This window comes from Thermococcus gammatolerans EJ3, from assembly GCF_000022365.1.
GTDB classification, from domain to species: Archaea; Methanobacteriota_B; Thermococci; order Thermococcales; family Thermococcaceae; genus Thermococcus; species Thermococcus gammatolerans.
Genome location: NC_012804.1, coordinates 857,995 through 883,607, shown reverse-complemented (window position 1 = coordinate 883,607; position 25,613 = coordinate 857,995). Strand labels below are relative to the sequence as shown.

At 53.7% G+C, this 25,613-nt stretch carries 27 protein-coding genes; 8 read left to right on the top strand and 19 right to left on the bottom strand.

What is annotated here, in order from left to right; translation table 11 throughout:
- Positions 1 to 8 precede the first annotated feature (8 nt).
- The 10 genes from TGAM_RS04845 to TGAM_RS04800 form a co-directional block, all read right to left on the bottom strand.
- Positions 9 to 797 carry an alpha/beta hydrolase gene (locus TGAM_RS04845; RefSeq protein ID WP_048811149.1) on the bottom strand — a complete coding sequence of 263 codons (789 nt, stop codon included), beginning with the start codon at positions 795 to 797 and terminating at the stop codon, positions 9 to 11.
- A gap of 1 nt (position 798) precedes the next feature.
- Positions 799 to 1,206, bottom strand: coding sequence for a type II toxin-antitoxin system VapC family toxin (locus TGAM_RS04840; protein ID WP_015858565.1), 408 nt, complete (start codon positions 1,204 to 1,206; stop codon positions 799 to 801).
- Entirely contained in the window at positions 1,203 to 1,490 is a 288-nt protein-coding gene (locus TGAM_RS04835) for an AbrB/MazE/SpoVT family DNA-binding domain-containing protein (protein WP_238516258.1), read from the bottom strand. Before TGAM_RS04835 ends, TGAM_RS04840 begins: the two co-directional genes overlap by 4 nt.
- 52 nt (positions 1,491 to 1,542) lie before the next feature.
- A complete protein-coding gene (locus TGAM_RS04830) occupies positions 1,543 to 2,196 on the bottom strand; it encodes a hypothetical protein (protein WP_015858563.1) in 654 nt (217 codons plus the stop codon).
- A gap of 18 nt (positions 2,197 to 2,214) precedes the next feature.
- The gene (locus tag TGAM_RS04825) at positions 2,215 to 2,517 is read right to left on the bottom strand and encodes an iron-sulfur cluster assembly protein (RefSeq protein ID WP_015858562.1); all 303 of its coding nucleotides are present in this window, start codon (positions 2,515 to 2,517) and stop codon (positions 2,215 to 2,217) included.
- Entirely contained in the window at positions 2,495 to 3,505 is a 1,011-nt protein-coding gene (locus TGAM_RS04820; protein ID WP_015858561.1) for an ArsA family ATPase, read from the bottom strand. Before TGAM_RS04820 ends, TGAM_RS04825 begins: the two co-directional genes overlap by 23 nt.
- Positions 3,506 to 3,515: 10 nt before the next feature.
- On the bottom strand, positions 3,516 to 3,797 hold the full coding sequence (locus TGAM_RS04815; RefSeq protein WP_015858560.1) for a hypothetical protein: 282 nt from the start codon (positions 3,795 to 3,797) through the stop codon (positions 3,516 to 3,518).
- 9 nt (positions 3,798 to 3,806) lie between these two features.
- Positions 3,807 to 4,088 carry a hypothetical protein gene (locus TGAM_RS04810; RefSeq protein ID WP_015858559.1) on the bottom strand — a complete coding sequence of 94 codons (282 nt, stop codon included), beginning with the start codon at positions 4,086 to 4,088 and terminating at the stop codon, positions 3,807 to 3,809.
- Between the two features lie 40 nt (positions 4,089 to 4,128).
- Positions 4,129 to 5,862 carry a carbon starvation CstA family protein gene (locus TGAM_RS04805; RefSeq protein ID WP_015858558.1) on the bottom strand — a complete coding sequence of 578 codons (1,734 nt, stop codon included), beginning with the start codon at positions 5,860 to 5,862 and terminating at the stop codon, positions 4,129 to 4,131.
- A gap of 208 nt (positions 5,863 to 6,070) precedes the next feature.
- Entirely contained in the window at positions 6,071 to 6,517 is a 447-nt protein-coding gene (locus TGAM_RS04800) for a single- stranded DNA-binding family protein (protein WP_048811148.1), read from the bottom strand.
- A 57-nt stretch (positions 6,518 to 6,574) separates the two neighbouring features.
- Here TGAM_RS04800 and TGAM_RS04795 point away from each other — a divergent pair, with 57 nt between their 5' ends.
- The 3 genes from TGAM_RS04795 to TGAM_RS04785 are packed head-to-tail and all read left to right on the top strand — an operon-like array spanning position 6,575 to position 8,208.
- A complete protein-coding gene (locus TGAM_RS04795; RefSeq protein WP_015858556.1) occupies positions 6,575 to 7,249 on the top strand; it encodes an adenylate kinase in 675 nt (224 codons plus the stop codon).
- Between the two features lie 5 nt (positions 7,250 to 7,254).
- Entirely contained in the window at positions 7,255 to 7,536 is a 282-nt protein-coding gene (locus tag TGAM_RS04790; protein ID WP_015858555.1) for an MTH1187 family thiamine-binding protein, read from the top strand.
- Positions 7,537 to 8,208, top strand: coding sequence for a class I SAM-dependent methyltransferase (locus tag TGAM_RS04785; RefSeq protein WP_015858554.1), 672 nt, complete (start codon positions 7,537 to 7,539; stop codon positions 8,206 to 8,208).
- Here the strand turns inward: TGAM_RS04785 and TGAM_RS04780 are convergent.
- From TGAM_RS04780 to TGAM_RS04765, 4 genes are read right to left on the bottom strand one after another with little or no spacing between them, the layout of a single operon-like run.
- Entirely contained in the window at positions 8,205 to 11,168 is a 2,964-nt protein-coding gene (locus TGAM_RS04780) for an STT3 domain-containing protein (RefSeq protein ID WP_048811147.1), read from the bottom strand. The genes TGAM_RS04785 and TGAM_RS04780 overlap by 4 nt on opposite strands.
- 10 nt (positions 11,169 to 11,178) lie before the next feature.
- Positions 11,179 to 12,987: a glutamine--fructose-6-phosphate transaminase (isomerizing) gene (gene glmS, locus TGAM_RS04775; RefSeq protein WP_015858552.1), complete on the bottom strand. Its 1,809-nt coding sequence runs from the start codon at positions 12,985 to 12,987 to the stop codon at positions 11,179 to 11,181.
- A 60-nt stretch (positions 12,988 to 13,047) separates the two neighbouring features.
- Positions 13,048 to 14,940, bottom strand: a complete 1,893-nt coding sequence (locus TGAM_RS04770; protein WP_015858551.1) for a PEGA domain-containing protein — start codon at positions 14,938 to 14,940, stop codon at positions 13,048 to 13,050.
- A 40-nt stretch (positions 14,941 to 14,980) separates the two neighbouring features.
- Positions 14,981 to 15,571 (bottom strand): molybdopterin-guanine dinucleotide biosynthesis protein A (mobA), encoded by a 591-nt coding sequence (locus TGAM_RS04765; RefSeq protein WP_015858550.1) that lies wholly within the window; start codon positions 15,569 to 15,571, stop codon positions 14,981 to 14,983.
- Positions 15,572 to 15,673: 102 nt separating this feature from the next.
- Between TGAM_RS04765 and TGAM_RS04760 the strand changes: the two genes are divergently transcribed.
- The 3 genes from TGAM_RS04760 (at position 15,674) to TGAM_RS04750 (ending at position 18,500) form a co-directional block, all read left to right on the top strand.
- Positions 15,674 to 16,135, top strand: a complete 462-nt coding sequence (locus TGAM_RS04760) for a DUF1931 family protein (protein WP_015858549.1) — start codon at positions 15,674 to 15,676, stop codon at positions 16,133 to 16,135.
- Between the two features lie 89 nt (positions 16,136 to 16,224).
- Positions 16,225 to 17,388, top strand: a complete 1,164-nt coding sequence (locus TGAM_RS04755; protein ID WP_015858548.1) for a hypothetical protein — start codon at positions 16,225 to 16,227, stop codon at positions 17,386 to 17,388.
- A gap of 11 nt (positions 17,389 to 17,399) precedes the next feature.
- Positions 17,400 to 18,500 (top strand): hypothetical protein, encoded by a 1,101-nt coding sequence (locus TGAM_RS04750; RefSeq protein WP_015858547.1) that lies wholly within the window; start codon positions 17,400 to 17,402, stop codon positions 18,498 to 18,500.
- On the opposite strand, the gene TGAM_RS11025 is transcribed toward TGAM_RS04750, so the two are convergent.
- From TGAM_RS11025 to TGAM_RS04735, 4 genes are all read right to left on the bottom strand, one after another.
- The gene (locus tag TGAM_RS11025; protein WP_193777129.1) at positions 18,497 to 18,646 is read right to left on the bottom strand and encodes a hypothetical protein; all 150 of its coding nucleotides are present in this window, start codon (positions 18,644 to 18,646) and stop codon (positions 18,497 to 18,499) included. The genes TGAM_RS04750 and TGAM_RS11025 overlap by 4 nt on opposite strands.
- Positions 18,647 to 18,680: 34 nt before the next feature.
- The gene (locus TGAM_RS11400; RefSeq protein WP_015858546.1) at positions 18,681 to 18,815 is read right to left on the bottom strand and encodes a hypothetical protein; all 135 of its coding nucleotides are present in this window, start codon (positions 18,813 to 18,815) and stop codon (positions 18,681 to 18,683) included.
- Between the two features lie 74 nt (positions 18,816 to 18,889).
- Complete coding sequence (locus TGAM_RS04740; RefSeq protein ID WP_048811146.1) at positions 18,890 to 20,788, bottom strand: dipeptidyl-peptidase 5; 1,899 nt, start codon at positions 20,786 to 20,788, stop codon at positions 18,890 to 18,892.
- A gap of 162 nt (positions 20,789 to 20,950) precedes the next feature.
- The gene (locus TGAM_RS04735; RefSeq protein WP_148206268.1) at positions 20,951 to 21,604 is read right to left on the bottom strand and encodes a CGP-CTERM sorting domain-containing protein; all 654 of its coding nucleotides are present in this window, start codon (positions 21,602 to 21,604) and stop codon (positions 20,951 to 20,953) included.
- 150 nt (positions 21,605 to 21,754) lie between these two features.
- On the opposite strand from TGAM_RS04735, the gene TGAM_RS04730 reads away from it, so the two are divergent.
- Both TGAM_RS04730 and TGAM_RS04725 read left to right on the top strand, forming a co-directional pair.
- Positions 21,755 to 23,122, top strand: a complete 1,368-nt coding sequence (locus tag TGAM_RS04730; RefSeq protein ID WP_048811145.1) for a TldD/PmbA family protein — start codon at positions 21,755 to 21,757, stop codon at positions 23,120 to 23,122.
- 10 nt (positions 23,123 to 23,132) lie between these two features.
- The gene (locus TGAM_RS04725) at positions 23,133 to 24,458 is read left to right on the top strand and encodes a TldD/PmbA family protein (protein WP_048811144.1); all 1,326 of its coding nucleotides are present in this window, start codon (positions 23,133 to 23,135) and stop codon (positions 24,456 to 24,458) included.
- A 101-nt stretch (positions 24,459 to 24,559) separates the two neighbouring features.
- On the opposite strand, the gene trm5b is transcribed toward TGAM_RS04725, so the two are convergent.
- A complete protein-coding gene (gene trm5b / locus TGAM_RS04720; protein ID WP_015858541.1) occupies positions 24,560 to 25,555 on the bottom strand; it encodes a tRNA (guanine(37)-N1)-methyltransferase Trm5b in 996 nt (331 codons plus the stop codon).
- Between the last annotated feature and the right edge of the window lie 58 nt (positions 25,556 to 25,613).

Sequence of the window (25,613 nt, the reverse complement as noted above, 5' to 3'; positions counted from 1 at the left end):
TCACCCTTTTATCTTGGTTTATTTCGAACACGCTCAACAAGCCATTCAACGATTGCCCTATGGAACTCATCCGCCCACTCGGGATCTTCAAATATCTCATGGTAGGCACCTTCAAACTCCCTGAGCGTTTTGTCCTCAACCTTAAGCCTTTTGAAAAGCTTTCTCGCGCCTTCCGGTGGAGTTATGATATCCGCAGTACCAACGAGCAGGAGAACGGGAACTCTGATCCTTTCCGCCTCTCTGTGAGCAAGCTCCATGTTCACGAAGATGCTCCTTCCGAGTTTGGCAGAAATCCTGTCGTGGACAAGCGGGTCTTCAACGTACTTCCTTACGGCGTCTCTGCTCCTTGAGAGGAGCTCCGGCCTTATGCCGTTGGAGAGAACAAGGCCAGGGGCGACCCTTCCGAGGAACTTTGCGAGGGCAACCATGAAGCCAGGCGTCTCGGGGCTCTTGGCGAGTGCAGGTGATGAAGCGATTACACCCCTAATTTTGTCAGGCCTCGTCTCGGCGTATCTGACAACCGTTAAACCGCCGAGGCTATGGCCGAAGAGGAAAGGCTTCTCACCTAATTCCTCAATTATGGAATCAATTATTTCCATGGCCTCTTCGACGCTGGTGTGTCCCCTCTTACCGGGGCTTTTACCGTGGCCGGGCCAGTCGAAGGCGTAAATGGCAAAGCCAGCTTCGTTGAGCTCCCTAATCAGTCTCCCATACCTCCCGCTGTGCTCCCCAAGACCGTGAACGAGGACAACCCAACCGAGCTCTGGTTCGCCGAACTTGACCTTGTAAACCCCCATCTCAACCACCCAGCCAAACCCGTTTGAGCGGAAGAACGTCAAAATCCTCATCCTCGCTTACTATCACCTGCAGGCCGTTGTTCTCGATAACCGCAACGTGAAGGGCATCCGAAGGGCGGAGGCCGTATTGGAGGATAATTCCCTTGGCTGTTAAATAGTCCTGAAATGTCAGGGGAAGGACTCTAACCGCGGGCAGAACAATGTCGTCTATGAATTCGAGAGTATCCTTGTAAGCTATTCCATACTTGCGCTTTGAGACGTGGATTAGCTCATCGAGAACCAGCACATCCGTGTAGAGCTCATGCTTCTGAGTAAGGTCCGCGTAGAATTCATCGAGCTCGTTGGCGATATCCTCTGGAATTCTCGAGTTAAGGTAAACGAAAAGGTTGGTATCAAGGAAGAGCTTCATTCCTCAATCCCCCAGACCTCGTCGAACTCGTCTTCGAGGCTTATCCCTTTGAGCTCTCCCAGTTTTGCCGGCTTAGTGCCTTTTCGCTTCTCGTGATACTCCTTGAGCTTTCTTAGGAGTTCCTCTTTGCTCGGCGGCTTTTTAATAACGAGACCCTCCTCCGTAGGCTCGACTATCACTTCCCCGCCCTCCTTTATACCGTAGGCCTCGCGGAAAACCTTGGGGATTACTATCTGTCCCTTGGGCCCAACCTTGAGGCGTATGCTAACCAAAGGTATCACCATGTATAACTTGCGGTTCAACGAAATAAAGCTTTCGAAGAAAGGGCAAAAGAACTCAGGAGAACGGGCTTTCCTTGAGCCTCTCGTTGGTGAAGCGAACGAGCTTTTTGACGTCCTCCTCTATAGTGTCGGGCTCGGGTTTCATGAAAACGTAGAAGACGTTGGTTTTCGGCGTCAGGGAGACGTGCTTGACGTTGTGGGGCTTTGAAAGGTTCTCGACGAGCTCCTTGAGCTTTTCAACGTCCCTCCTCTTTTCGAAGAGGGCCTCGTACTCCTTGCCCGCTATCTCAATCGTCTCCCTCTGGAGAAAGTCCTCGTTTTCGATTTTCGGTTTTAGCCTGTAGTAGCCCTTCTGGATGAGGTGTGCCTCGCGCCTAATCTCGGCGAAGGGCCTGATTACGAAGTAAATCTTGTCGTGTCTGCTCGTAAGGAGCGCTATCGGGAAGTAAAGGATGCTGTGCCTCGGGAGGAGCGTTAGCGTGTATTCGAACTTCCTTAGGTTGTCGCGGTTCACCTTATAGCTCGCCCTGAAGCCGATGTAGCCGCCGAGCCACACGTAGTCCTTGTCCTCGGGCTTCACAACTTCCTCAATCGAGCGGAGGTAGTGCTGCATCAGCTGTAGATTCAGTTTTCTCCCCTTGTAGAACTGGATCGATGAGACTGCAGCGAGCACCATTATCGCCAGCAACAAACCGGATGTAAGCTCCATGCTTCAACCCCCATTTTATCATTCCTCGTCGTTCAGAGGGTAGTACCTCTGAAGGGTTGTGTCATCGAGTATTTCAAGGTATCCCACCTTGTCCTCTAAAACCTTTACCATGTCCCTAACTATCTTCGCCTGAAGGGGCCAGTTCACGGCCATTACGAACGGATGCGGTGGGGTGTGCCTCGCGAAGGCAACGTATATCCTGACCTTGTTTTCAACTTCGTCCACCTCAACCTTCGTTACCAGCCCCTCACTGACAATGTCCATGTCCGTGAAAGGGTTCTTGACGCTTTTCAGGAGTTCAAGTATCTCCCTCCTTCCCACCTTCAAGTATCATACCTCCGAGTTTCTCAAGCTCCTCCAGGCCCCTCGGCTCCCTCGGGAACATGGGGATTTTTATTATCTCAACGTTCGGGAACTTCTTTGGAATTTCCTCGAGCACCTTCCTCTGCGCCTCAAGCTTTACTCTTATCTCGGGAATCTCCCGCCCTACGGTTATGACCTTGTTGACAATAACCATGTTGAAGGGGACCTTGAACTTCCTAAGGCTTTCATAGGCCCTCTCGGTCTCGTAAAGAGGGAGCATTTCGGGGTTCATGACCGCTACAACAGACGTCCTGTCTGGGTCCGTTATGACGTCCTCAACGAACTTTATCTCCTCGCGATAGCTCTTTAACTCCCTCATAACGGGGTCCTCTTCCTCCTCCTTCGGAAGGACGAACTCCTGTCCCTCAATCTGGAACTTTTGCTCGCCCTGGATCTTGGCTATCATGCGTCTCCGTTCGAGGATTTTCCGCCTTATCTCTATCAGCTTGTCCGCCCAGATGAGCGAAATCCTCGGCAGGGCCAAAACGCGAAGGGTCAGGCCAGTGGGCGGCGTATCGAAGACTATTATGTCCCACTCCTCACCCCTGCCGAGGATGTTCCTTATGGCCTCGAGGGTGGCGTACTCTTCTATACCTGGGGAGAACCTCAGGACTTCGAAGTACTTCTCAAGGTTTATCACCGTCAAGTACTTGTACATGTTCTTGAGGTTCGTTTCGAGGTGCTTCAGATAGCTCTGTATCAGTTTCTCCATGTCGAGTTCACTTGCGTAGAGGTTCTCCGCGAGCTTTATCGGTTCGTCCTTCAGCTCCGCCAGGAAGACGTCTCCAAGGTTGTGGGCCGGGTCGAGGGAAACTATCAGCGTCTTGTATCCCATCTTCGCGAATGCCGTTGCGAGGGCGGCGCTTGTTGTTGTTTTCCCGACACCACCCTTTCCTATGACGAAAATCGTCCTGAACCCCTTCTTTGGAAGGAGGAAGTCCCTCATTTTCACCACCTCAGTCGATGTCAAACATCCCCGCTATTTCCCCGAAGATATCATCGAGGTTAACGGCCCTCTGTTGCATCACGTATATCTCCCTGACCATGTGGGGCATGAGCCTCACCACGAGCGTGGTTGGTGGACTTGGAATCCCTATGAACGACCCCATTAGGATCAGCGCGAAGACGTTCTCAAGCTCCCTCTCCTCGAACTCTATGTATTCGGTTGACTGATGCTTAAATGCCTCTCCAAAACCCCTGAGAAAGGCTTTTACGTCCTCGATAACCTTCTTTACCATACTCCCACCTCATACACCTATCCAGCCGGTCTTAAGGGAAATATCCTTTGTGCTCTTCTCCTGCATCACGTACAGCTCCCTCACGACGTAGGGCAACAGGCGGTAGGTTAAATCGGTTGGAGGGTGTGGAAGGCCTATGTAGTCACCAAAGAGTATGAGCGCAAAGATGTTCTCCAGCTCCTCTTCCTCCCATTTAATCCCCTGAAGGTAATACAGCTGAAAACCCTTGTGAAACTCCCACAGGACTCTAACTGGGGTTGAAATCCAGTAGAGAAGTTTTCTTACATCCATTCCTTTTTCCTCCGGTAAAGAAATAAAGGGAGAAAGCTCTTCAGGCCTTCGCCGCCTCGTACTCCTCTGCAGGCTTCTGCCAGGCAACGTAGAAGTCCCAGGCCAGCAGGAGGTTCAGGAGCAGGCCGATTAGGGTTATCAGTCCGACGGAGTACTTGGTGAAGGCATCGCTTATTCCTGGAACCACCACCACGAGGAACCATGCAAGGGCGAGGGTCACTGTAATCCACAGGAACAGCGCTGGAATGAGGACGGCCCAGCTCCACTTGCCGGCCCTCTGAACCTTGGTGACCCAGAGGGCAGCGGTCATCATTGCAATGCTCGCGAGCATCTGGTTCATGCCGCTGAAGGCCGGCCAGAGGATGAGCCACTGGTTGCCCCACGCGAGTATCACGCCGAGAACCGCGATTACGGCAGAAGCTACCCACTTGTTGGTGATTGTCTTCCAGATTCCCTCGCTGGTGTCAACGACCATTCCAAAGACTTCCTGCCAGGCGAAGCGGCCGAGCCTCGTGGCTGTATCGAGGGACGTCAGGGCAAAGGCTGACACCCAGAGGCTGGCGAAGACAGTTCCCGTCTTAAGGGATACTCCAAAGGCGTCGTTGAGACCGTAAGCGTAGCTCTTGGCGAAGATGCCTACCTTTCCAACAACCTTGGCAACCTTGGGGGCATAGATGGCCGCCCAGTTGGACGCGTTTATGTCGATTCCAGCGTCGGCGAAGACCTTGATTCCGTAGACTGCTATCGAGGTAATGACTATAGTTGACAGGAAGCCCTCGGTGAACATTCCACCGTATCCAACGAGCAGACCGTGGAGCTCGTTGTCAAGCTGCTTTGACGAAGTTCCCGAACCGACGATTGAGTGGAATCCGCTCAAAGCCCCACACGCGATGACCAGCGGTATAGTGGGCCAGAACGGCGAGGGCTTTCCGCCGACGACGTGGGCGCTCCAGCTGGTGTAGGCCGGGGCCGTGAAGGTTCCCTTACCCCCTATCAGGATGAACGCGAGGCCGCCAAGGATGAGGCCGAACCACAGAATGTACGCGTTGAGGTAGTCCCTAGGCTGCAGTAGTACCCACACTGGAAGTGATGCGGCAATGATAATGTACACCAGGAGGAACAGGGCCCACTGGTGGTATGTGGCTTGAATCGGGAACTTGAAGCCGAGCCACACTGAGAGGGCCACGAGGATAAGTCCTATTGCCGTAGCCCCTGCGAAGTGAAGGCTTGTCTTGTACATCAGGTATCCAACGATTACCGCTGATACAAGGAAGAGCAGTGCTGCAGTCGCTGCCTCCGGGGTCTTGGTGAAGATGCCCGCTATGACCGAAGTGAATGCCGCCACGACGAGGAGCAGGGCGAACCAGATGTAAAGCTCGAACGCAATTCCCGTCCTCTTGCTCATGAGCTTTCCTGCAATCCACTGGACTGATCTTCCATCGTAGCGAACCGATGACATCAGTGCCAGATAGTCGTGAACCGCACCAATGAAGACGTTTCCAAACCAGACCCACAGCAGTCCCGGAAGCCATCCCCAGGCCATTGCCACCGCCGGACCGACTATTGGTCCAGCTCCTGCTATTGAAGCGAAGTGGTGTCCATAGAGAACAAGCGGGTGCGCCGGAACGTAGTCAACGCCGTCGTAGAGCCTGTGGGCCGGCGTTGGCCTGTTGGGATCGGCCTTGACGACCTTGTTTTGCAGGCTTTTACCGTAGGTGTAGTACATGCTGACGTATATGGCGGCGGCTATCAGGATTACAACAGCCGAGTTCATCTCTGCACCTCCATTAAAGTTTTGCACTACAGTGTACATTTTTTGAATATAAATGCTTTTCGGCGAAAAACCGAAAATACCTCGGCTTTAAACTTGGAGTTGAATTTTAAAGAACATCACGGCGTATTTGGGGATAGGCCTCCCTATGAGGACTCTAGTTTAAAAATTGAACTCTAAAAGAGTAAGAAAGCCGAAAGTTTGAAGAAAGTCACTCCTCCGCCTTCAGCTTAAGCGACGTGTGTTCCTCCTTTAGGCGTTCTATCTTCTCGAGGAGCTCCTCAACAAGGTTCTTAATCCTCGTTGCGGTTTCCTCAATCTCACTGATACGCTCTTCAAGCTCTTTTTCCCTCTCCTCAACTTCCTCAAGGGCCTTCGCAAGTTTCTCCTCCTCACTCCTCCGGTAGATCTCGATGTTTAGACTCCCGTAGTCCCAGACGATCTTTCCGTCCTGGATCTCAAAGGGAACGGTTATCCGGACGACGTCGGCCTTGTCCACTCCAAGCTCTTGAAACCTCTCAAAGATGTACTGGTTCAGCTCCCCCGCAGCCCTTACAACTTCCTTCGGATCGACCTTTCCCCTCGTGAGAGCAAAGAGAACCCTCCTGACCTTGTGGGCGTAGCCAGAGGCCCGGACATAACCCGTGCTGAGCTTCATGGCCATCACCAAAAGATTATTCAACTTTCGTGCATAAATGCTTATTGGTGGCTACCCATGAACATCCTGATCTTTGGACCACCGGGATCGGGAAAGAGCACCCACTCCCGAAGGATCGTGGAAGAGTACGGCCTCACGTACATCTCCTCGGGAGACCTCATAAGAGGAGAGATAGAGAGGAAAAGCTCCCTCGGTCTCGAGATGGCGGCCTATTTGAGCAGGGGTGACCTGATCCCCGACACGATAGTAAACACCCTGATAATCTCCCGCCTGAGGCGTCAGAGGGAAAACTTCATACTGGACGGGTATCCGAGAACGCCCGAGCAGGTTATAGCCCTTGAGAACTACCTCTACGACCACGGGATAAGGCTCGATCTGGCACTGGAGATATTCATCGATGAGGATACCAGCGTTGAGAGAATCTCCGGCAGGAGGATATGTCCGAACTGTGGGGCAGTTTACCACATCACCTACAACCCGCCAAAGGTTCCGGGGATCTGCGACGTCTGTGGAACAAAGCTCATACAGAGAACCGATGATAGGGAGGAAGTCGTAAGAAAGCGCTACCGGATCTACATCAAAAACATGGAACCGATAATAAAGTTTTACAGGGCAAAAGGCATCTACGTCCGCGTTGACGGGGATGGCCTCATCCCGGACGTATGGAAAAGGATAAAACCCCTCCTCGACTACATCCACGAGAGGGAAAAGAAAAGAAAGGAGCACGAGTGATGCCTATGGCCGTCGCCGAACTGTGCCTCTTTCCCCTCGGAACCGAAAGCCCGAGCGTTGGGAGGTACCTCGAACCTGTCATCGAAGTCATAGAAAAGAGCGGCCTCAAGTACATGGTCTGTCCTATGGGGACGGTTGTCGAGGGATCCGTTGATGAGATTCTCGAGCTCGTCAAAAAATGCCACGAGGCTATCCTAAAGGCCGGGGCGAAGCGCGTCGTCATCAGCCTGAAGATAGACGACAGGATTGATAAACCCCTCAGCATAGAGGGTAAGCTGGGGGTCTGAATGGCCGAGTACTTCGACAGGATCGCGGACAGGTACGACGACTGGTACAGGACGAGAACTGGAAGGTACGTGGACAGGATCGAGAAGTGGCTTGTTTTCTCGATGCTCCGGACGAAATCAGGAGAGGCCCTCGACCTTGGCTGTGGGACGGGCAACTACACCCTCGAACTCAAGAGGAGAGGCTTCGACGTAATAGGCCTGGACGCTAGCGAGGGAATGCTCAGGATAGCCCGCTCAAAGGGCCTGAACTGCATCAAGGGCAACGCCTACAGCCTGCCATTCCCAGACGAAAGCTTTGACCTCGTGCTGAGCGTCACGATGTTTGAGTTTATCCACGAACCCGAGAAAGTTCTTGCCGAGATCTACCGGGTTTTAAAGCCCGGGGGAGAAGTGCTCATCGGCACAATGAACGGTAGAAGCCTCTGGTTCCTTTTCAAACGTCTTAAAAGCCTCTTCATGGAGACTGCCTACCGCTATGCGCGCTTTTACACGCCCAGGGAGCTCGAAGCCCTTCTGAGAGGAGCCGGTTTCAAGAACGTTGAGAGTGCAGGGGTGATATTCTTCCCCTCATTCTGGCCGTTTCTCGATCTCGCGGAGAAGGTGGACAAAAAATGTTACAAAAAGTGCAAAGGAATCGCGGCCTTCATAGCGGTTAGGGGGGAGAAAGCTTAACTCCCCTCCCAAACCACGTACTCCTTCTCGGTGATGAAGACCGGTTCGAGCCTCTTCCTGTAAACCACAACGTTGTCGCCGTACTTCTGCTTCAGCTTCTCCACGTAGGTGCTGAAAATGTCGCTCGGAACGCTAACGTGGGCGCTTATCCTGTTATCGCCGGCTTTGACGCTCAGCTCTTTGATTGGGACGTAGGTTATGATGTCCTGGTGTGGTTCAAGGTAGAAGTCCTTCTTGTAGATGTCCCTCCCGTTGGGAGTGACGTAGTAAGTGACCATCGCCCTAAGGGCAAATGTGACGTTGTAGTCCTTTCTGAAGGCCGCCGTTAGCTCCATGTCACCGCTTTTGCCCGGAGCTATCGGGAAGCTCGGGTTAACTTCTTTTCCATTGACCTTAACGGGACCGTCGAGCACTCCAACGGGCCCCTTCTGGACGAGCACCATGCGGTAGCTGGTGGCGTTGGGAACGTCTATGCTCACTGTAATCGGGGTCTCGTTGAGGTGGTCTATGTGAAGGTTCTCGGCGAGGGTTTCCCTCTTCACGAGGGTTCCGTTCCGATAGGCTTCGAAGATCAGGGTGGCGTTCTTAACGTCCCTTCCGAAGGCTGAGAGGTGTATCCGGAAGGTATGGTTGCCGATGGGCAGTTTCATGGCCAGGAATGGAGAGTATACCTGTCTCCACGTTCCATTGGAGGGGGTGCCGTTCACGAGGAGATCGATCTTGTAAACCGCGAAGGGCCTGAAGCGATAAGTGTTGACACCACTTTCCATCTTTATCGGGACGAAGTTGGAGCGGAGCTTCATTGACTCTGTTATGTTCATGGGATTGAGGTAGTTGAAGGCCAGCTGGACGAAGTTGCTGAAGGCTATCTTGTCATAGGCCAAGACACCCCAGTTACCGGGATATACGTAGAGCACGTATGGGACGTTGGGCTGCTTGTTCTGGTAAACGGAGCCGGTTCCCATGTCTATTATCGTGTCGGGGATGTACTGGTAAACCCTTCCGCCGTAGGAAACCTGCACGTAGTAGATCTTCGTCTTGTTATCGTAGACTATCGTCGAGCCATACTGCGGACCGACGGGCATGAACATCGGGTTTCCGCGGTATTCGCCGTAGGTTATCGCGCCGCCGAGGTAACTTATGGCGTTGAACTTGAAGATGTCGCTCTGCCAGGCTATGAGGTAGTTGAGGCCCCACGCCTCAAAGTCCACCTCGCCCGCGTTCCCGCTGTGGGAGAAGAACTTGGCCAGAACGTACCTCCTGTCGTACGCGTGTCCACCGTCCGTTGAGGCTCTTCTGTTGCTCAGGAGGCTTGACTCTATCCAGTAGCCGTAGTCCCACCAGCTCGTCGCGCTGTCGAGGGGGTTGCTGTTGTTCTTCAACCAGAGCAGTGTGTCCTGCCATGACTTTGGAACGGCCTCATTGGCGGCCTGAGCCTTTGCGAGGGTGCCCATGTCCCTCGCCGCTATCACAGGCAGGGGAATGAAGAGCAGGATGAGCACAACTGCGAACATCGCCTTGGTTCCGAGGTTTTCTTCCATCCTCTCGATGGCCACTATTACCTCCCCGAGGAGAACACCAGCGAGGAGGATAACAGCCCCGGAAGCTTGGAAGCTGAACCTAACCGCCGTCCAGAGGAAGTATGTGGCCGTAGCATAGTAGACCGCCAGGAAAACCTCTTTGTAGCCCGTCACATCTCCCCTGTAGAGCTTCCAGGAAATCCTGCTGAGGAGTATCATGAAGCCAACGATCGAGAACACGTAGAGCATCCCATCCTGACCCGCCCCTCTGACGTAGTGTATGCTGAAGACGTTCTTTATGTACGCCCAGTCAGGCTTGGCCAGCTCAGCGACGGTCTGGTATAGGGGGTTTGACTGGTAGGCCCCAGCGAGGAACTTCCAGAGGTCAGGGCCGAAGTAGAGGTACGCGCCAGCGAAGCCCAAAACACCAACGGCCAGAACAGTTCCGAACCTGTGCTTTTTGTCGGAGTAGTTGAGACCGATCTTTTCCCCGAATAGCATTATGGCGGTGAGTGCTGCTATCGCAAGATAAACTTCAAGCGCGAACACGAGGAAGGACCTGTATCCTATGAGGGGAATTCCGGTCAGCGGAAGTGCACCTAAGAGAACAATCAGCATCACCGGATAGAAATCGTAGACAAAGCGCTTGAGCTCCTGCATCTTTCCGAAGACGAAGAGGAGTACTGGATACAGAGCCATGAAGAGCAGCAGTACACCGATTCCGAACTCGCTTCCCTGCCAGCTCATCATGAAGAGCCAGCTGAGGATCACGAATAGGGCTCCCCAGAGGATCTTCCTCCAGGACTTCGAGAGGTCCTTCCACTCGGCCTTCTCGTCGAGGTAGTAGGCCATCGCGACCAGGGCGAAGACGAAGAACATGAGGAACGGTGCCTCACCCCTGGCGTTTCCGGAGTAGGTCTTGGAGTAGTTGGCGTAGGAGAATGCCAGGAAAGCCGCCGCCCAAAATCCTGCCCAGTCCGAGTGGAGTTTTCTGCCCAAGAGATAAACCCCGACTATCGTTACAGCCCCAACGAGCGGTGTCCACATCTTAAAGAACTCAAGCTCGGTGTAGCCGAGGTGGCTGAAGATTAAGCTGTAAACCTTGGCGGGGATGACGTAGAGGCCGAGCGATCCGCCCAGCTTTATGCCAGTCGGGGGATTCGCACGGGAGAAGTAGCTCGGTATACCGTGCTTAACGGCCTCTCTAAAGATCTCGAAGTGGTAGAACGTATCGGGATCTATGAAGTACTTGAGCTTCGCCGTCTTCATCCTGATGAGATAGCCGTAGTAAGCGATTATCAGCGTGATTATCGCCAGACCGTAGGTTTTCAGCTTGGGATAAACAGAGGCCATCTTCTTGAGGCTCTCTGGCTCTTTGCGAGTCCCCGTCGACTTCTTGACTTTCTCCTTTCCCTTTTTCTTTACCTTGCTCTTAACCATCTCGATCACCTCATTCAACGGTAACGGATTTGGCAAGATTTCTCGGTTTATCGGGGTCGTTACCCCTCAGGACTGCCAGGTGGTACGCGAGGAGCTGGAGGGGAACAACATAGGTTATCGGCGTGAGCAGTTCGTCAAGGGGGGGCATCTCGATCAAAACGTCCGAGAACTTCTCCGCCTCCTTCCTGTCGGAAAGCGTTATTATAAGGGCACCCCTAGCCTTGGCCTCCTCGATGTTGCTAACCATCTTGGAGAAGGTCTTTCCGCTCGGTGCTATCGCGACGACGGGAACGCCCTCCTCGAGGAGTGCCAGAGGGCCGTGTTTTAACTCTCCAGCGGAGAGACCCTCGGCGTGGATGTAGCTGATTTCCTTGAGCTTTAGGGCACCCTCCAGAGCAGTTGGAAAGCCTATGCCCCTGCCTATGTAGAAGAAATCCCTCTTCCCCACGAGGGATTCGGCCAGCTCCCTCAGGCTTTCATCGTGGGATAAAACCCTCTCAACGAGCTCCGGAACCCTCTGAAGGTCTTCCTCAAGCCTGTTGAGGTAATCCCTTTCAATGGTTCCGAGCTTTCTGGCGAGCTCCATTGCGAGCATCGTTAAAACCGTGAGCTGGGTGGTATAGGTTTTCGTTGCCGCGACCCCTATCTCCGGCCCGGCATGGGTGTAGAGGGTCAGATCCGCTATCCTCGTGGCCATACTTCCAACGACGTTCACTATCGCCAGCACCTTTGCCCCCTTCCTCTTGGCAAGCCTCATCGCCGCGAGCGTGTCGGCCGTTTCTCCGCTCTGGGTTATCGCTATCAGGAGGGTATTCTCATCCACCAGATCCTCGAACTCGTAGCGGAACTCGCTCGCCTCCTCGACTATTGGAACCCTCTTGACGAGCCTCTGGAACAGGTACTTGCCAACGAGGGCCGCGTGATAAGACGTCCCCATTGCAACGAAGATTATCCTCTCGTAGTTCGCTATCTCCTCGGCAACCGTACCTATTACCTCCCTGTTGCCGTGTATCGCGTCCCTAATGGCCCTCGGCTGCTCGTAGATCTCCTTGAGCATGAAGTGGGGATAGCCTGCCTTTTCAGCCATTTCCAGCGTCCATTCTATCTCGTGGACCGGCTTTTCAACGATCTCACCTGTGTCAAGTCTCTTAACCACGTACGAATCCTTCTTGAGGATCGCGTACTCGCCGTCGTCGAGGAAAACCACTCTGTTAGTGTACTCGAGAAAAGCCGGAACGTCGCTTGCCGCGAAGTTCTCCCCGTTCCCGACTCCGATCACGAGGGGGCTCTCGTTCCTGACGACGTATATCCTGTCCGGTTCGTCCGCGTAAATTATACCCAGGGCAAAAGAACCCCTGAGCCGCTTAAGGGCCCTCCGAAGGGCTTCCTCAAAATTCTCGGCCGATTTCAGCTCCTCCTCTATAAGATGGGCGATGACCTCCGTGTCGGTGTCGCTCGTGAAGACGTGCCCCTTTTTCAGGAGCTCTTCCTTCAGCTCGGCGAAGTTCTCGATGATGCCGTTGTGGACGAGCGCTATCTTGCCGCTGCAGTCCGTGTGGGGGTGAGCGTTGATGTCGTTCGGAACACCGTGGGTCGCCCAGCGGGTGTGGCCGACTCCCCTGTTGCCCTCCATCTCAAGAAAGCCGAGCCTTTGGGCCAGCTCGTCTATCCTGCCGGCGCCTTTCCTGACTTCTATCTCATTCCCCTGGGCGGTAACGACACCGGCCGAATCGTAGCCCCTGTACTCGAGCCTCTTCAGCCCCCTGACTATGACCTCACAGGCCTTTCTATCACCTATGTAGCCAATGATCCCACACATGGTCTCACCTTTGCCCTCTTACGCTTGGGTTACATAAACTGCCCCTCGTTAAAAGAGTTTCTACCGGGTTCCCCTCCTAAATCCCCTCATCAGCACGAGTGGGAAAACCGAGAGAACAACGACTGCAGCCGGCCCGCAGAGGCCCCCTTTCTTCCTGGTCGTTGAGGATCTTGGCTCCGCTGATGAGCCGGTTGTTGTGGTCGTAATTGCTGAACTAGAAGTCGTCGAGAAACTCGTTGATATCGTGGTTGTTGTGGTCGTGCTCGTTGTTGAGGTCGTCGAAACTTGAATCCTTTCAAGCTCCGCCGAGAGGACTTTCCTCTCACCGGGGATTACCTTCACCTTCATCCTGTACGTCCTGTACCCGTCCTTCGTTACTTCCACCATGTACTCCCCCGGGCTCAGGTTCAGCGCTAAGGGGGTCCACCCAACGAGAGTGCCGTTGAGGTAAACGGCCGCGTGGGAGGGGCTTGAATTGACGAGTAGGATGCCGTGCTCCGCCTTTCTCTTGAGTTCGGCCTTGAGAACAGTCTCCATTCCATCCCATATCGAAACCGTCGCCTCGTAGTCCCAATAACCATCGGCGGTTAGCTTGACCACGTGTGTCCCCGGAGTGAGAACCAAAACGCCCTCCCGGCCCAAGAGGGCCCTGAACTCGCCGTCAATGTAGAGCTTAACAGGCTCGTCTATCCCAACTTCAATCCTCAGGAATCCAACGGGTTTGATGTCTCCGACCCTGACTTCAAGCGTGAAAACCTTCGGCAGGAGCGTTCTAGACGAGATATCTACCCCCTCAACCCTGGAACTCCCGGTGAAAATTGATGGATCCGCATCCTTCGATCCGTAACTTCCAATGGCGCCGTTGAGCGGCAGCTTGGCGACGAAGCCCTCTGTTTTAACGGCCCGGGAGAAGCGTTCGCTTGAACCGACTATGAGCAGGGAATCCTGGGAAACCTCCATCCCTCTTGGAATGTCGAGATCGCTCAGCCGATAGGCCCTGCTCACTTTGATGGATTCCCCCCTGAGGCCCAGAACGTAGAAGTTGATCCCGGGCCAAGGCTTCGCAACGCTCAGGGCGTAGAGGGTCCCATCATCTGAGTAGCCCGCCCCGACAACGTCAACGCCTCCGAAGCCGGGGTTGTAGCAGCTCCATTCCCCCGAGGGCAGGAGAACAGCCAAACAAGTCCCGTTACCGTTCAGTATTGAGGAGTGATTCCCCCCAACCGCAAGAACGGGCGACGAAACAGGGAAGTTTGAGCACCCTGTGGCCTCTATCACCCCCCCGCTGAGGGGGTTAAGCCTCATCAAAACGGGACTTCCCGATCCGAGCAGGCCTAGGGCCAAAAGTGCACTTCCGTTGAGGGCGAGGAACGGCTTGAAAGTTGGGTAAACTGCAGGATAAACTTTCCCCCAGACGACATCACCGTAGGGGTTCAAGCGGAGAACCCAGACCTCCGGGCTTTCGGGCGTTGCGTAGCCACCCACAAAGATGGCGTTGCCGTCAATCACAATCGAACTGGCAACTTCAAGCGATCCTGCATCGTAATCCCTCGCCCAAAGGACGTTTCCGTCTCCGTCGAGCTTCATGACGAGAAGGTCAGAGGTCAGCGTTTCACCTGCTTTCCTCCTGACGGATCCAACCGCTATGATGTTACCGTTGTTATCGATGGCAAGAGCCCTCACATCGGCCTCCACGCCCGGGATCGTGTAGTACTTCGACCACAGAACCCTCCCGTAACGGTCGAGCCGTATCACCCAGGGAGCGGTTGTACCGTTAAAAGAAGCCTTTCCAGCGGCCACGATGTCCCCGTTCGGCATTATGGAAACGGCCCTGAGCTCATCGTAGCCGGTCGTGCCGTAGAAGCCCACCCAGTAGTCGGAGGCACCGGCTAAGGTAGAGAAGAGCAGCATGAGCGTTATCGCCGCGAGGTACGCACCCTTCAACTCAACCACCGGGGAAACTCCAGCGGAGGGCCCTTAAACGTTATGGTTGCTAAACTCCAGACCTAAGCGATTCATCTGCAAACTTCGCGTCGAAGCCACTCCTCACCCTGAAGAAGCTCAGCGTTACCTTGGGGTTCCTCCTTGCCAGCTCTTCAATCGAAACTGACTCGTAATCAAGGAACTCTGTAATCCTTGAAAAGCTCCTGTATCCCTCTGCCATTGCCGATTCTATTGCCTCTCTCAGCGCATCTGCCTCGTAAACCGCGTGGAATACCTCAGCACTTCCATCGCTCCAGACGGGGATTAGCGCCTCGGGCTCGTCCTCGTAGAAGAGACCGACGAGATAGTTCACGAAGAAGGGCATTATAAGGGGCATGTTGCCTTCGACAAGGAAAAAAGGCTCGTCAGGAAGTGCCCTGAGGAGCGCCTCCATCTTGTTTCTTGCAGTCACGGGGACAGGGTTTGAAACGTGGAGCGAGTAAGTCTTCAGCTTGTCCTTTCTGACGATTGTAAGCGTTTTGTTTATTCTTTTGGCGGTTAAGAGCCTCCTCTCCGTGAGCCTGACGATGGGCTCTCCTTTCACGGGCAGGGTGTAGTTTTCCCACCGCTTTTCGGGAAACGCGAGGATTAAGCCGAGCATAGTGCGAACTAAAGGATTCTCTTTAAAAATCTCCCGCCCCCGAAAGTTTTATATACTCTGGGTTACTAAAATTCATCGGCAAGAACACGGAGGTGATGAGAGATGGCCGAGATGATAATACCCTACCCGCAGCTCCAGAAGATCCTGGAGAGGACCTGCGAGCTCGCGGTCATCAAGCCGAGGGCCGAGGAGATGATGGAGATAGTCGAAAAGAAGCTGGCAGATCTCTTCGAGGTCGCCTACGAGAACGCCAAAGCCGAGCGCTCGGATACGATAAAGATGCGTCACATACCGATTACCAAGGGCTTCAAGAACAGCCTGAACCTCTTCAGGGCGGTCATCGAGGACGAGAAAGTCCAGATCGAGCCAATCAGGAAGTTCCTGCTGAAGAAGATACCCGGAGACATCCCGCTCGAGGAGGACGTCGTCAACGAGCTCCCGATTATCGCAGGAACCCTCTTCGTGCTCATAGGAAGGGTCATCAAGGCGCTCCACCCGGAGATTAAGAACGTCTACCCGGAGCATATCGAGGAGGCAAAGAAGGTTCTGGACTACACGCTCTGATGCCTTTCTTCTGTTCTAAAGTTACTTTTCTTTACACCCTCAAGGAGAAACACTTATAAGCCCCGTGTCTTATTCTGAGCGGTGGTTGGGTGAGACGAAGCCCCTTCGTAGTGGTAATCCTGCTCCTCATGCTCATTCCGCTCGTTGCAGGTGCAACACTGGAATGTCCCTCCAAAGCCCCCGCAGATAAAGTCATTTGCAGGCTGGAGGGCAATGGAACGGGAAAGCTCTACCTGAAGAGCGTTGACGGAGTTCCCGCTGAAGACTACACAATCATTATAGAGCATAATAGCAGAGACGTTGTATCCTCAAGCAACTTTCATGATACATTTGAGTTCCCGGCCGAGGTTTTCCTCTGGGCCAATAACGCATTAGAGAATATTGTAGGTTTTTACGTTGGTTCAATTCCCAGTTGGCTTCTCATGAACAAGGAGCATACTTTTGTATTTGAGCTGGTCATGGAAAATGGCAGTAGGGAGACTTTTGAGAAGAAAATTTTCTTAGTGACTAACCCCAACTGGGGTGGCCTGAAAGAAGATTTAGTTGACTCACTTCGAGGGGCTTTTATCCTCTGGATTATACTGTCCGTGTTCTGGGGAATTGCAGAGTGGTGGCGCAGCAGAGACTTCATGCGTTTTATAGAGATTACACGACTTTCATTATCATCCACCGCATTGCTTATAGTGGCGATGTTTAGTCTGTTCAACTTTCGACCAGTTACCTTTGGGATACCTTACTATTATTTTGGGCATGAGGACAAACTATGGGGAGACATTGTAGTCTGGTGGGGCATATGGGCACTCACCACGCTGGTACCACTGTATATCTTTACCTATCTTAGGGTGGCGCCAGACCTGAGACGTATGACCCATCAAGAGCTCCTTTCGGAACTGAGGAAACAAAAATTAACAGACTGTTCCGGGCTCGCGTGGTTTATCGCCCCTCTCGCACTGGTCTCCGGAGCAATTGACTCTAAGATTGAAATTCTCCCTCTGATATCTCTTGTGGTAGTCCTCGCGATGTTCACCCATTACATCCTCGAAACATTATTAAAACCAGAGGGCGTTCTTTTCATCAACCTCGTCATCGCGGGCTTTCTCGCACTCAAATACCGTCCGGATTTCGCGTTCGTGGCCCTCCTCGTCATCCTCCTCTTCGCGGTGTACGTTATTCAGAAAAAGTGTCTCAAGCGCTTCACGACGGAAAAAGAACGCCTGATTGCGGAAATTGAGGAGAGGGTTGCAAAAATCTAGGGGGCAGGAATATGAGGATAAGCGTGTTGGTAGGAATCACGCTTGCACTGCTCCTCATTCATGGGGTTTCAGCCCTCTCGATATCATGCGATGATGTCGCAGCTTACTCTCATGGAGTTGCAAAGTTTTCGTGCGGAGTGAGCGGCATTCAAAATGACTCAATTGTGAGAGTTTACGGGTACTCATCCAACGTTCAGCTCTTCTACAGGGACTTTTATGTACCTCTTGGTGGGAAAATAGAATTCAACGCAAGCTTCCAGATCAAAGATATTGCGCCCGAGGAGTTCAGGGTCTTTCCATCCTATACATTCGCGAACGTCAGAGTCCCCATTTACATTAATGCCGAAGAAATAAGAAAAAACACCACTACCACCAAGGACTACAAAGCTGTTTTAAGGCTCAAACCAAGCCTGAAGAGTTATCTCCCACTGCTCTGGGCTCTGCTCGTTATTTTGGTCTTTTTCTCCGGCCCAACGATGGACTACAAAAGCGGCTGGGACTTCGCAATCGACGTTCTCGGACTCCAGCTGATTTTCAGGGCTGGTGGCTTCTGGGACGTCTCCGCCCCGTTCGTCTACGTTTCAGTGAGCTCCAAGGCTTTGACCGATCTCAAAATAGGACACTCCCTTCTCGCCCTGAGCGGTCTCTCGGCCCTCTTCCTCCTTCAGAGTGCTTACGCCCTCGGATTCCACAAGGCAAAGTATCCAAAGGTAAGCTTTTACACAGGCTTTGAATGGATCATCGGCCTACCGATTGCTCTCTACTTTGTATGGCCGGAGCACTACGTAACTCCATTATTCCTTGGCTTTTTGATCGGAATTCCACTATTCATAATCCTCTGGAAATATGCCGAACTGCCGTATTCAAAGTGTCACAAAGCCCTCTCACTCTTCAAAACTTACTCCGTACCCCTGAGTGCTGGCGTTGCGCTCGTCCTCGCGCTTCAGTACACAACCGAGGAAACGATTTCACTGCTACTGCTCGCGGTGTTCCTCGTTTCTCTGTTTGTCTACACTCTCACCTCAAAACTCGCCTTTGACAAGCTGGAGTGGGCGAAGAAAAAGTTCGACGAAGACATTGAGAGAATACGGGGAGAAAGTAAAACAATTTAACGCTCTAAAAGCTTTAGCCCTTCAAACTCTTCTTTTATCCACTCGAAGTGTTTGCCCCTCGTAAAGAGCGTCAGCTCCCGGTTCATTGCAACCGCAACAATTACCGCATCAACCACCGGCCCGGGTGCCCCTTTCTTGACTATCACATCCTCGCCAAGGAGTGATAACAGTTCATCCGAGCTAAAGCTTTTCTGCCTCGATTTTGGCCAAATACTCCGCTATGGCTTTCCTTACCACTTCGCTCCACTTTATTTCAGGGTGCTTCTTCATTCTCCTGTAGAGGTCGGGCGGGACTGAGAGGGTTATGTTTGGCATGCCATCGCCGCACAGAAATACGTGGATTCACATATTTGAGGGTTATGAAAGGTTATGAAAGGAAAAAGACAGACTCACCCCTTTAGCCACCTCTCCATCCATCCTGCTATCAGCTCAAGCCTCTTAACGCGATGCTTCGGCTTTCCGCCCCTGCTCAGGTCGTGGTTCTCGCCCGGAAAGAGCGCCAGCTCAACGGTCTTGCCGAGGTATTTGAGCGCCGTGTAGAACTGCAACGCCTCCGGGAGCCAGCAGCGGTAGTCTTCCATCGAGTGGATTATGAGGAGCGGAGTTTCCACGTTCGGCGCGTACTTCAGCGGGCTCTTCTCCCAGTAGCCTTCGGTGTTACTCCAGGGATCGCCCCCTATCTGGTCTGGAGCAAAGAAGTAGCCGATGTCCGTCGTTCCGAAGAAGCTCACCCAGTTTGAGATTGAGCGCTGGGTCACGGCCGCTTTGAACCTGTTCGTGTGGCCGACTATCCAGTTCGTCATGAAGCCGCCGTAGGAACCGCCGGTGACGCCTATTCTCTCCTCGTCAATGAAGTCGAAGCGCTTCAGTGCTTCATCAACGACCTCCATGAGGTCCTGGTAATCCCTCTCCCCATAGTGACCCCTTATGTCGGCGAACTCCTCACCGTAGCCGTCGCTGCCGCGCGGGTTGGAGAATATTACCACGAAGCCTTTAGCCGTCAAAACGTGGAACTCGTGCATGAATGAGTAACCGTAAGCCGTCTTAGGCCCACCGTGAATCTCCAGAACGGCTGGATATTTCCTGCCCGGCTCAAAATCAACGGGCTTCATAATCCACGCGTCAATCTCGGCGCCGTCGCTGGCCTTGACCTTGAAGTGCTCCGGTCTGGAGAGCTTGTAGCCCTTAATCCAGCCGTTGAAGTCGGTGAGCTTTTTCTCCTTCCCGTCTCTGAGAACGTAGAGCTCCGTCGGAGTGACCGCGTCCTGGGCGGTGAAGGCTATGTAGTCCCCGATTGCGAAGCTCTCGACGCTCCTATTTCCACCAACGACGCGCTCTATCTTCCCCTCAAGGTTCACGCGGAAGAGGTTCGCCCTCGGGCCGTCGGTCGCGACGTAGTAAACCCAGCCATCCTTGAAAACCAGTTCTGCCCTCTGGCTTCCGCGGACGTCGCTGTTGAGGGAGTTGTATGCAGAACGGTCCAAGCCAGCGGTGAGTTTCCTCAGCTCGCCCGTCTCTGGGTTGTAGTGGTAGATGTGAGTGTTCGTCGGAATCCCGCGCTCGCGCGTGTTAGCCTTGAGGATGAAAGTGCCGTCGTCGAGCGGAATGAAGTCGCTCACGCTCCACTTCCCCGGAGTCAGCTTTCTTGCCTTCCTGCCCTCAAGGATGTAGAGGTCGCTGACCATCGGCTTTTTCTCGCGGTCTTCCTGGGCAACGAAGTACAGCCTGCCGTTGTGGAAGCGAACCTGCGAGACGTCGAGGCTCTTCGGCGTTACGCGCCTCTTCTTTCCGCTCTCCACGTCCACCAGATGGACAACGCTCCTCTTTCCATAGACCCAGCCCACACCGTTGAACCAGAAGGGGATCTCCCTGATGACGTGCACGTCGTCCTTCGGCTTCTTCTCAACCTTTACCGGCGTAACGACCGCTACGCTCTTCCCGTCCTCAGTGAAGCGGAGGTTCTTAATCCCGTACTTGAACTTCGTTAAAAGCCTCGCCTCGCCGCCGTCGGTCGGAATAACATACAGCTCGGCCTCCTTGCTCTCCTTATCGCGCTTGGAGGTGAAGGCTATCAGCTTTCCGTCCGGGGAGAAGCGCGGGTTTCCGTCCTTCTTTCCGGAGGTGAAGGGCTTAACTTTCCTGCCGTCGTAGAGGTAAAGCTTTGAGAAGTAGTCGTCCTTCTCGACGCTTATTTCCGTGACCTGGAAAACAAGCCTTCTCCCGAAGGCGTCGATGTTCCCAACGAGCTTGAACTTTCCGATGTCTTTAATACCCAGCCCTTTGGCCATAGAAACCACCAAGATAAATCGGCTCTTTTCGTATAAAAGCTTAGCGTTTCGACTAATATCTAAATAAAGAGGCAAATCAATCAAAGTCAAAGAACACGAAAAGACGTCCTTTCAATGAAAGAGGTCATTATTTTGAAGGCAAAGATTAAAGGAAAGAACCCCTTAACGCCTCCGTAAGAGAAGCGGCACTATTGCCAGACCCACGAGGAAAGCCGGACCGCAGAGACCCTTCTTCTCCTCAACCTTTGCCTTGGCGTAGATCGGACGCTTTGAGGCCACGTAAAGGTTCCAGTGCCACTCGGCCTTGTTCCCGTTAACCACCTGAGCGTTGGAATCAACGATCTCTCCCGGCATTTCAAGGTAGTAGTCTATCGTGAAAAGGCTTGCGATCTCTTTATCCCAGTCGGTTTCATTTTTCTCCTCTTTTTTGCCCTCTTCGTACCAGGTGTAGTCCCAGAACTCAATGTAATCGCCCTGCTTCTCCACTTTCATTTTAGTGTCTCCCGTGAGCTTGGATGGGTCTATGTCCTTTCCGGTTATGACGATCGTCGCGGTCTCCCCAGAAACCTTTTCCTCGCAGGTAAAGTGCTCCTTCTCGTAATCCGTCAGGTTCTCCCTGAAGTCCGCGCAGAAGGAGCCCTCGCTGGTGTTGGAGAGCGCGAGAGAGTACACATCCCTGCTCATGTTGATGGCCATCTTGAGGAGCGCTATTTTCCCGTCGGAACTTACCTTCACGTGCTCCTCAACGGACACACAGCCGGCAGCAACGAGGGAAAGGGCAACGACTAAGATAACCAATGGTACGACTTTTTTCATCATAGCATCCCCAGTGTTCTAGGTTCTTACTTCATTAAAAACTTTATTCCCCAATGTCCTGACTATGCTTAGATGCTCATCGAAAGGCTCAAAAGGCTTTTATAGTTGCCCCTCTCACAAGAGATTGGACAAAGGTCAACGGTGGTGGACATGGAGGCACTTGAAAGGGCCCTTAAGTGGGCTGAAGAAAACCTGAAGGCCGAGTACATCGAGCTGCGCTACGAGGACTTAAGGAAGACCACGCTCGGCCTCAAGGACGGCGTCTTTACGAGTTTCACGGGGAAGCTCCACAGGGGCGTTGCCATAAGGGTTCTGGCGGACGGTGCCTGGGGCTTTGCCTCGACGAGCGAGCTTGAGAACCTTGAGAAGAAGATTGAAGAGGCCTACAAGCTCGCCAGGGCGGCCGCGCAGACGAAGAAGGAGAAAATCCAGCTCGCAGAGATAGACCCAGTCGAAGACTTCGTGAAGAGCAAGATGCGCGTCAAGCCAAGGGAAGTGGACATTGAGGAGAAAGTTTCCCATCTCAGAGAGCTTGAGAAGCTCCTCAAGGAAGACGAGGCCGTCAAGAGCGTTCAGATTCGCTACGAGGACGGCGGAGGGAAGAAGATACTCCTCACCAACGAGGGGACGAGGATAGAGTGGGACTACAACTACCTCTACCAAGGAACATACGTCACCGGTAAGGCCGACGGAAAGCTCGCGATGGCGAGGGACAGCATTGGAGCCGTTGACTACGGCTGGGAGCTTATGACCGAGATAGAGCCGAACGAGAAGGTGAAGGAGAGGCTTCTCAGGAAGATGCACAGCCAGCTGAAAGGAGTGGCTCCGAAGCGCGGTGAGTGGCCGATTGTGGCTGGCCCGATAGTCGTTGGAATCATCGCCCACGAGGCTTTAGGCCACCTCGCCGAGGCAGACCTCACGATAAACTCGCCCTTCAAGGACCTCATCGGCAAGCAGATTGCCCCCGAGTACGTCACGATGAGCGAGCGCATCGTTGAAGGCGGCTTCGGAAACGACAAGTACGACGACGAGGGGGTTCCGGTCAAGGACATCCACATCATCGAGAACGGAATCCTGAAGGAGATAATGCTCAACCGCGAGTACGCCCACAAGTGGGGAATGGAGCCGAACGGCCATGCCAGAGCTGAAAGCTACCGCTACCCGCCGATCATCAGAATGAGGAACACGGTCTTCGAGGCAGGCGACCACTCCTTCGAAGAGCTCATCGAGGACATCAAATTCGGCTATTACGTCGTTGACTTCCGCGGCGGTCAGGCCCAGCTCAACAGCGCCTTCCAAGTCGGAATCCAGGAGGGTTACGTCATCAGGAACGGCGAGATAGCGGAACCGATAAGGGACACTTCGATTACCGGCGTTGCGATAGAGGCCCTCAAAAAGATAAGCGCCGTCGGCAAGGACTTCGGCCTCGAGGTCGGCTTCTGCGGAAAGGGACAGACCGCCTTCGTGAGCTCAGGTGGCCCGCACATGAGGTTTGACGGGGGAATACTGATTGGCTGAGGTGGTGACGATGGAGAACCTCATACGCTACGCTGAGAAGCTCTTCGATGAGGTTGAGATTGCAGTTTACCGCTCGAGGGAGGTCAGCGCGAGCGTCGAGCTTAACGAGATTTCGATGGCCTCTACGAGGAGCGGGGCCGTAACGATAATCCGCGGTATAAAGGACAAGCGCCTCGGTTTAGCTATAGTGGACAGCGACGAGGAGAAGCGCGTTAAGGAAGCGATAGAGCAGGCCGCGAAGATGGCGAGGCTCAACAGCAGGGACGAGAAGTGGCTCTCACTGCCGGAGCCGGGGAAATACAGGGAGGCGCCGAAGCCCAACTACGAGCTGAAGGAGGCCTCGCCGGACGTTCTCGTCGAGATGCTCGTCAGGGCTATAAAGCTCGCCCGCGAGAAAGAGCCGAACGCCGTCGTCGCCGGCGGAGAAGGTGGCGTCAGCTGGGAGGAAAGGCACGTCGTCAACTCCCATGGAATAGACGTCTTCCAGGAGGGAGGCGCGGCGTTCTTCTTCGTTGAGCTCGTAGGCAGGAAGGAAGGCGTTGTGACGCCTGGAATTTTCGACTTCGACGCGAAGCGTGACCTAAACCTCGACGTTGAGGGGGTTGTCGAGAAGGCCGTCCAGAAGGTCAAGTGGGCCTACAGCGTCAAGCCGAGCAGGAACGAGGAGGTTCCGATAATCCTCGGCCCCTGGGCGATTGCAGGCCTCTTCAGCTACGCGCTCCTCCCTGCTTTCAGCGGTGAGCGCCTGGTCAAGGAAACCACGCCCTTAGCTGGCAAGGTAGGCGAGAAGATTGCGAGCGACGTCCTCACGATGTACGACGACCCGTTCCACGAGCTGTCGCTTGAGCCCGTCATAGCGGACGGCGAGGGTGTTCCGACGAGGAAGAACGTCCTCATTGAAAACGGAACATTCAGGGGATTCGTCTGGGACAACTACTGGGCGAAGGTTTACGGAACCGAGAGCACCGGAAACGGGAAGCGCGACCTGAGAAGTGGCGGAATTAACATCGGCTTCCACAACGTGGTTATTGAGAAGGGCAAGCGCTCCCTTGAGGATATGATAGCCGAAATCGACAGGGGCTACTTCGTGGACGGCTTCCAGGGCGCACACTCCAGCAACCCCGACAACGGAAACTTCGCCGTAACTGCCAACCCTGCCTTCCTCATCGAGGACGGGGAAGTCGTCGGCTCGAGCGTCTTCCTCATCGCTGGCAACGTCTACGAGCTCCTCAGGCAGGCGAGCGAGGTGAGCAGGGAGCAGACCGTGATGCCCTTTATGAACACCATGACGACGCCCTTCATAAGGTTCGAGAACGTCAGGATAGCGGGGAAGTGAACCGACTCCTCTGTCATCTTCAATCTTTCCGTTTTTATAACCTTAAGGGTGTTTTATCGGGAAAACACCTGCTTTTAAAGTCCCGTTTTCCATACGAAACATCACTTCAGAACCCTAAAGTCAATCGCGATGTTGAACTGCCTCGGCGCGTAGGGGCGGACTTTCCTCCGCTCAAGGAACTCGACCGAGAAGCCCAGCTCCCGCGCGACGGCCTTAATCCTCGCCTCGTGCTCCGAGTAGAGGTCTTCCTCCGGGGAAAAGCCATAGTAGTGGATTATCCCGCCGGACCTGACGCTAAGCATGGCCTCTCTCAAAAACCTATCTGCGAACTTGGGGAGGTTCATTATGACGCGGTCAGCCTTGAGCTTTCCGGCAACTTTCCTGACGTCCCCAAGGATTGGGACGAGGTTGTGAGCTTTGTTCAGCCTGATGTTCTCCTCAAGGTAGCGGATTGCCCAAGGATTCAGGTCACAGGCGAAGACGAGCTTCGCCTTCCTCGCGAGGAGGATTGAGTACGGCCCGACGCCGGCGAACATGTCGAAGACGACCTCTCCAGACCTTGTCTTCTTAAAAATTCTCATCCTCTCTGTGGCAAGGCGGGGGGAGAAGTAGACCTTGGCAACGTCGAGCTTGAGCCTTATCCCGTTCTCGCGGTGGAGGGTTTCGGTTCTTTTCTCCCCAGCAAGGTAGATTAACTCTCTAACGCGGTATTCTCCCTCGACTTTACTTCCCTTGGCGAAGACTGCTTTGATGTGCTTGTGGACTTTGAGAATTGCCTCGCCGATTGCCTTCCCGTAGGGCATCAGCTCGTCGGGGAGCTCGATTATCGCGATGTCCCCGATTACGTCGAAGGAACTTGGAAGGAGCGGTTTAACACTATCCGGGACTTCAACGACCTCGCGGTAGCTGTGGGGTCTCCTCTCAAGCCTCTCGAACTCGGCCTCGACCAGCTCGAAGCCCTCTACTTCTTCAGTCACGGGGAACAGAACGAACTCACCCTCCCGCCTGACGGCGTATCCCTTCGCCAGAACGCCGAGTTCGATGAGCTTCCTCCGCGCTTTTTCTGCCTCTCTCTTGGGGACTCTAACGGCGAGCATCGGATGAAGTTGTGGAGGAATGTTTAAAAAGTTGAGGCCCTGCGACGAAAAATTTATA

Excerpts from the sequence above, each read along its gene's own strand:
- TGAM_RS04845 (WP_048811149.1), bottom strand. The coding sequence starts at position 797 with ATGGGGGTTTACAAGGTCAAGTTCGGCGAACCAGAGCTCGGTTGGGTT.
- TGAM_RS04840 (WP_015858565.1), bottom strand. The coding sequence starts at position 1,206 with ATGAAGCTCTTCCTTGATACCAACCTTTTCGTTTACCTTAACTCGAGA.
- TGAM_RS04835 (WP_238516258.1), bottom strand. The coding sequence starts at position 1,490 with ATGGTGATACCTTTGGTTAGCATACGCCTCAAGGTTGGGCCCAAGGGA.
- TGAM_RS04830 (WP_015858563.1), bottom strand. The coding sequence starts at position 2,196 with ATGGAGCTTACATCCGGTTTGTTGCTGGCGATAATGGTGCTCGCTGCA.
- TGAM_RS04820 (WP_015858561.1), bottom strand. The coding sequence starts at position 3,505 with ATGAGGGACTTCCTCCTTCCAAAGAAGGGGTTCAGGACGATTTTCGTC.
- TGAM_RS04815 (WP_015858560.1), bottom strand. The coding sequence starts at position 3,797 with ATGGTAAAGAAGGTTATCGAGGACGTAAAAGCCTTTCTCAGGGGTTTT.
- TGAM_RS04810 (WP_015858559.1), bottom strand. The coding sequence starts at position 4,088 with ATGGATGTAAGAAAACTTCTCTACTGGATTTCAACCCCAGTTAGAGTC.
- TGAM_RS04805 (WP_015858558.1), bottom strand. The coding sequence starts at position 5,862 with ATGAACTCGGCTGTTGTAATCCTGATAGCCGCCGCCATATACGTCAGC.
- TGAM_RS04800 (WP_048811148.1), bottom strand. The coding sequence starts at position 6,517 with ATGAAGCTCAGCACGGGTTATGTCCGGGCCTCTGGCTACGCCCACAAG.
- TGAM_RS04795 (WP_015858556.1), top strand. The coding sequence starts at position 6,575 with ATGAACATCCTGATCTTTGGACCACCGGGATCGGGAAAGAGCACCCAC.
- TGAM_RS04790 (WP_015858555.1), top strand. The coding sequence starts at position 7,255 with ATGGCCGTCGCCGAACTGTGCCTCTTTCCCCTCGGAACCGAAAGCCCG.
- TGAM_RS04785 (WP_015858554.1), top strand. The coding sequence starts at position 7,537 with ATGGCCGAGTACTTCGACAGGATCGCGGACAGGTACGACGACTGGTAC.
- TGAM_RS04780 (WP_048811147.1), bottom strand. The coding sequence starts at position 11,168 with ATGGTTAAGAGCAAGGTAAAGAAAAAGGGAAAGGAGAAAGTCAAGAAG.
- glmS (WP_015858552.1), bottom strand. The coding sequence starts at position 12,987 with ATGTGTGGGATCATTGGCTACATAGGTGATAGAAAGGCCTGTGAGGTC.
- TGAM_RS04765 (WP_015858550.1), bottom strand. The coding sequence starts at position 15,571 with ATGCTCGGCTTAATCCTCGCGTTTCCCGAAAAGCGGTGGGAAAACTAC.
- TGAM_RS04760 (WP_015858549.1), top strand. The coding sequence starts at position 15,674 with ATGGCCGAGATGATAATACCCTACCCGCAGCTCCAGAAGATCCTGGAG.
- TGAM_RS04750 (WP_015858547.1), top strand. The coding sequence starts at position 17,400 with ATGAGGATAAGCGTGTTGGTAGGAATCACGCTTGCACTGCTCCTCATT.
- TGAM_RS11400 (WP_015858546.1), bottom strand. The coding sequence starts at position 18,815 with ATGCCAAACATAACCCTCTCAGTCCCGCCCGACCTCTACAGGAGAATG.
- TGAM_RS04740 (WP_048811146.1), bottom strand. The coding sequence starts at position 20,788 with ATGGCCAAAGGGCTGGGTATTAAAGACATCGGAAAGTTCAAGCTCGTT.
- TGAM_RS04735 (WP_148206268.1), bottom strand. The coding sequence starts at position 21,604 with ATGAAAAAAGTCGTACCATTGGTTATCTTAGTCGTTGCCCTTTCCCTC.
- TGAM_RS04730 (WP_048811145.1), top strand. The coding sequence starts at position 21,755 with ATGGAGGCACTTGAAAGGGCCCTTAAGTGGGCTGAAGAAAACCTGAAG.
- TGAM_RS04725 (WP_048811144.1), top strand. The coding sequence starts at position 23,133 with ATGGAGAACCTCATACGCTACGCTGAGAAGCTCTTCGATGAGGTTGAG.
- trm5b (WP_015858541.1), bottom strand. The coding sequence starts at position 25,555 with ATGCTCGCCGTTAGAGTCCCCAAGAGAGAGGCAGAAAAAGCGCGGAGG.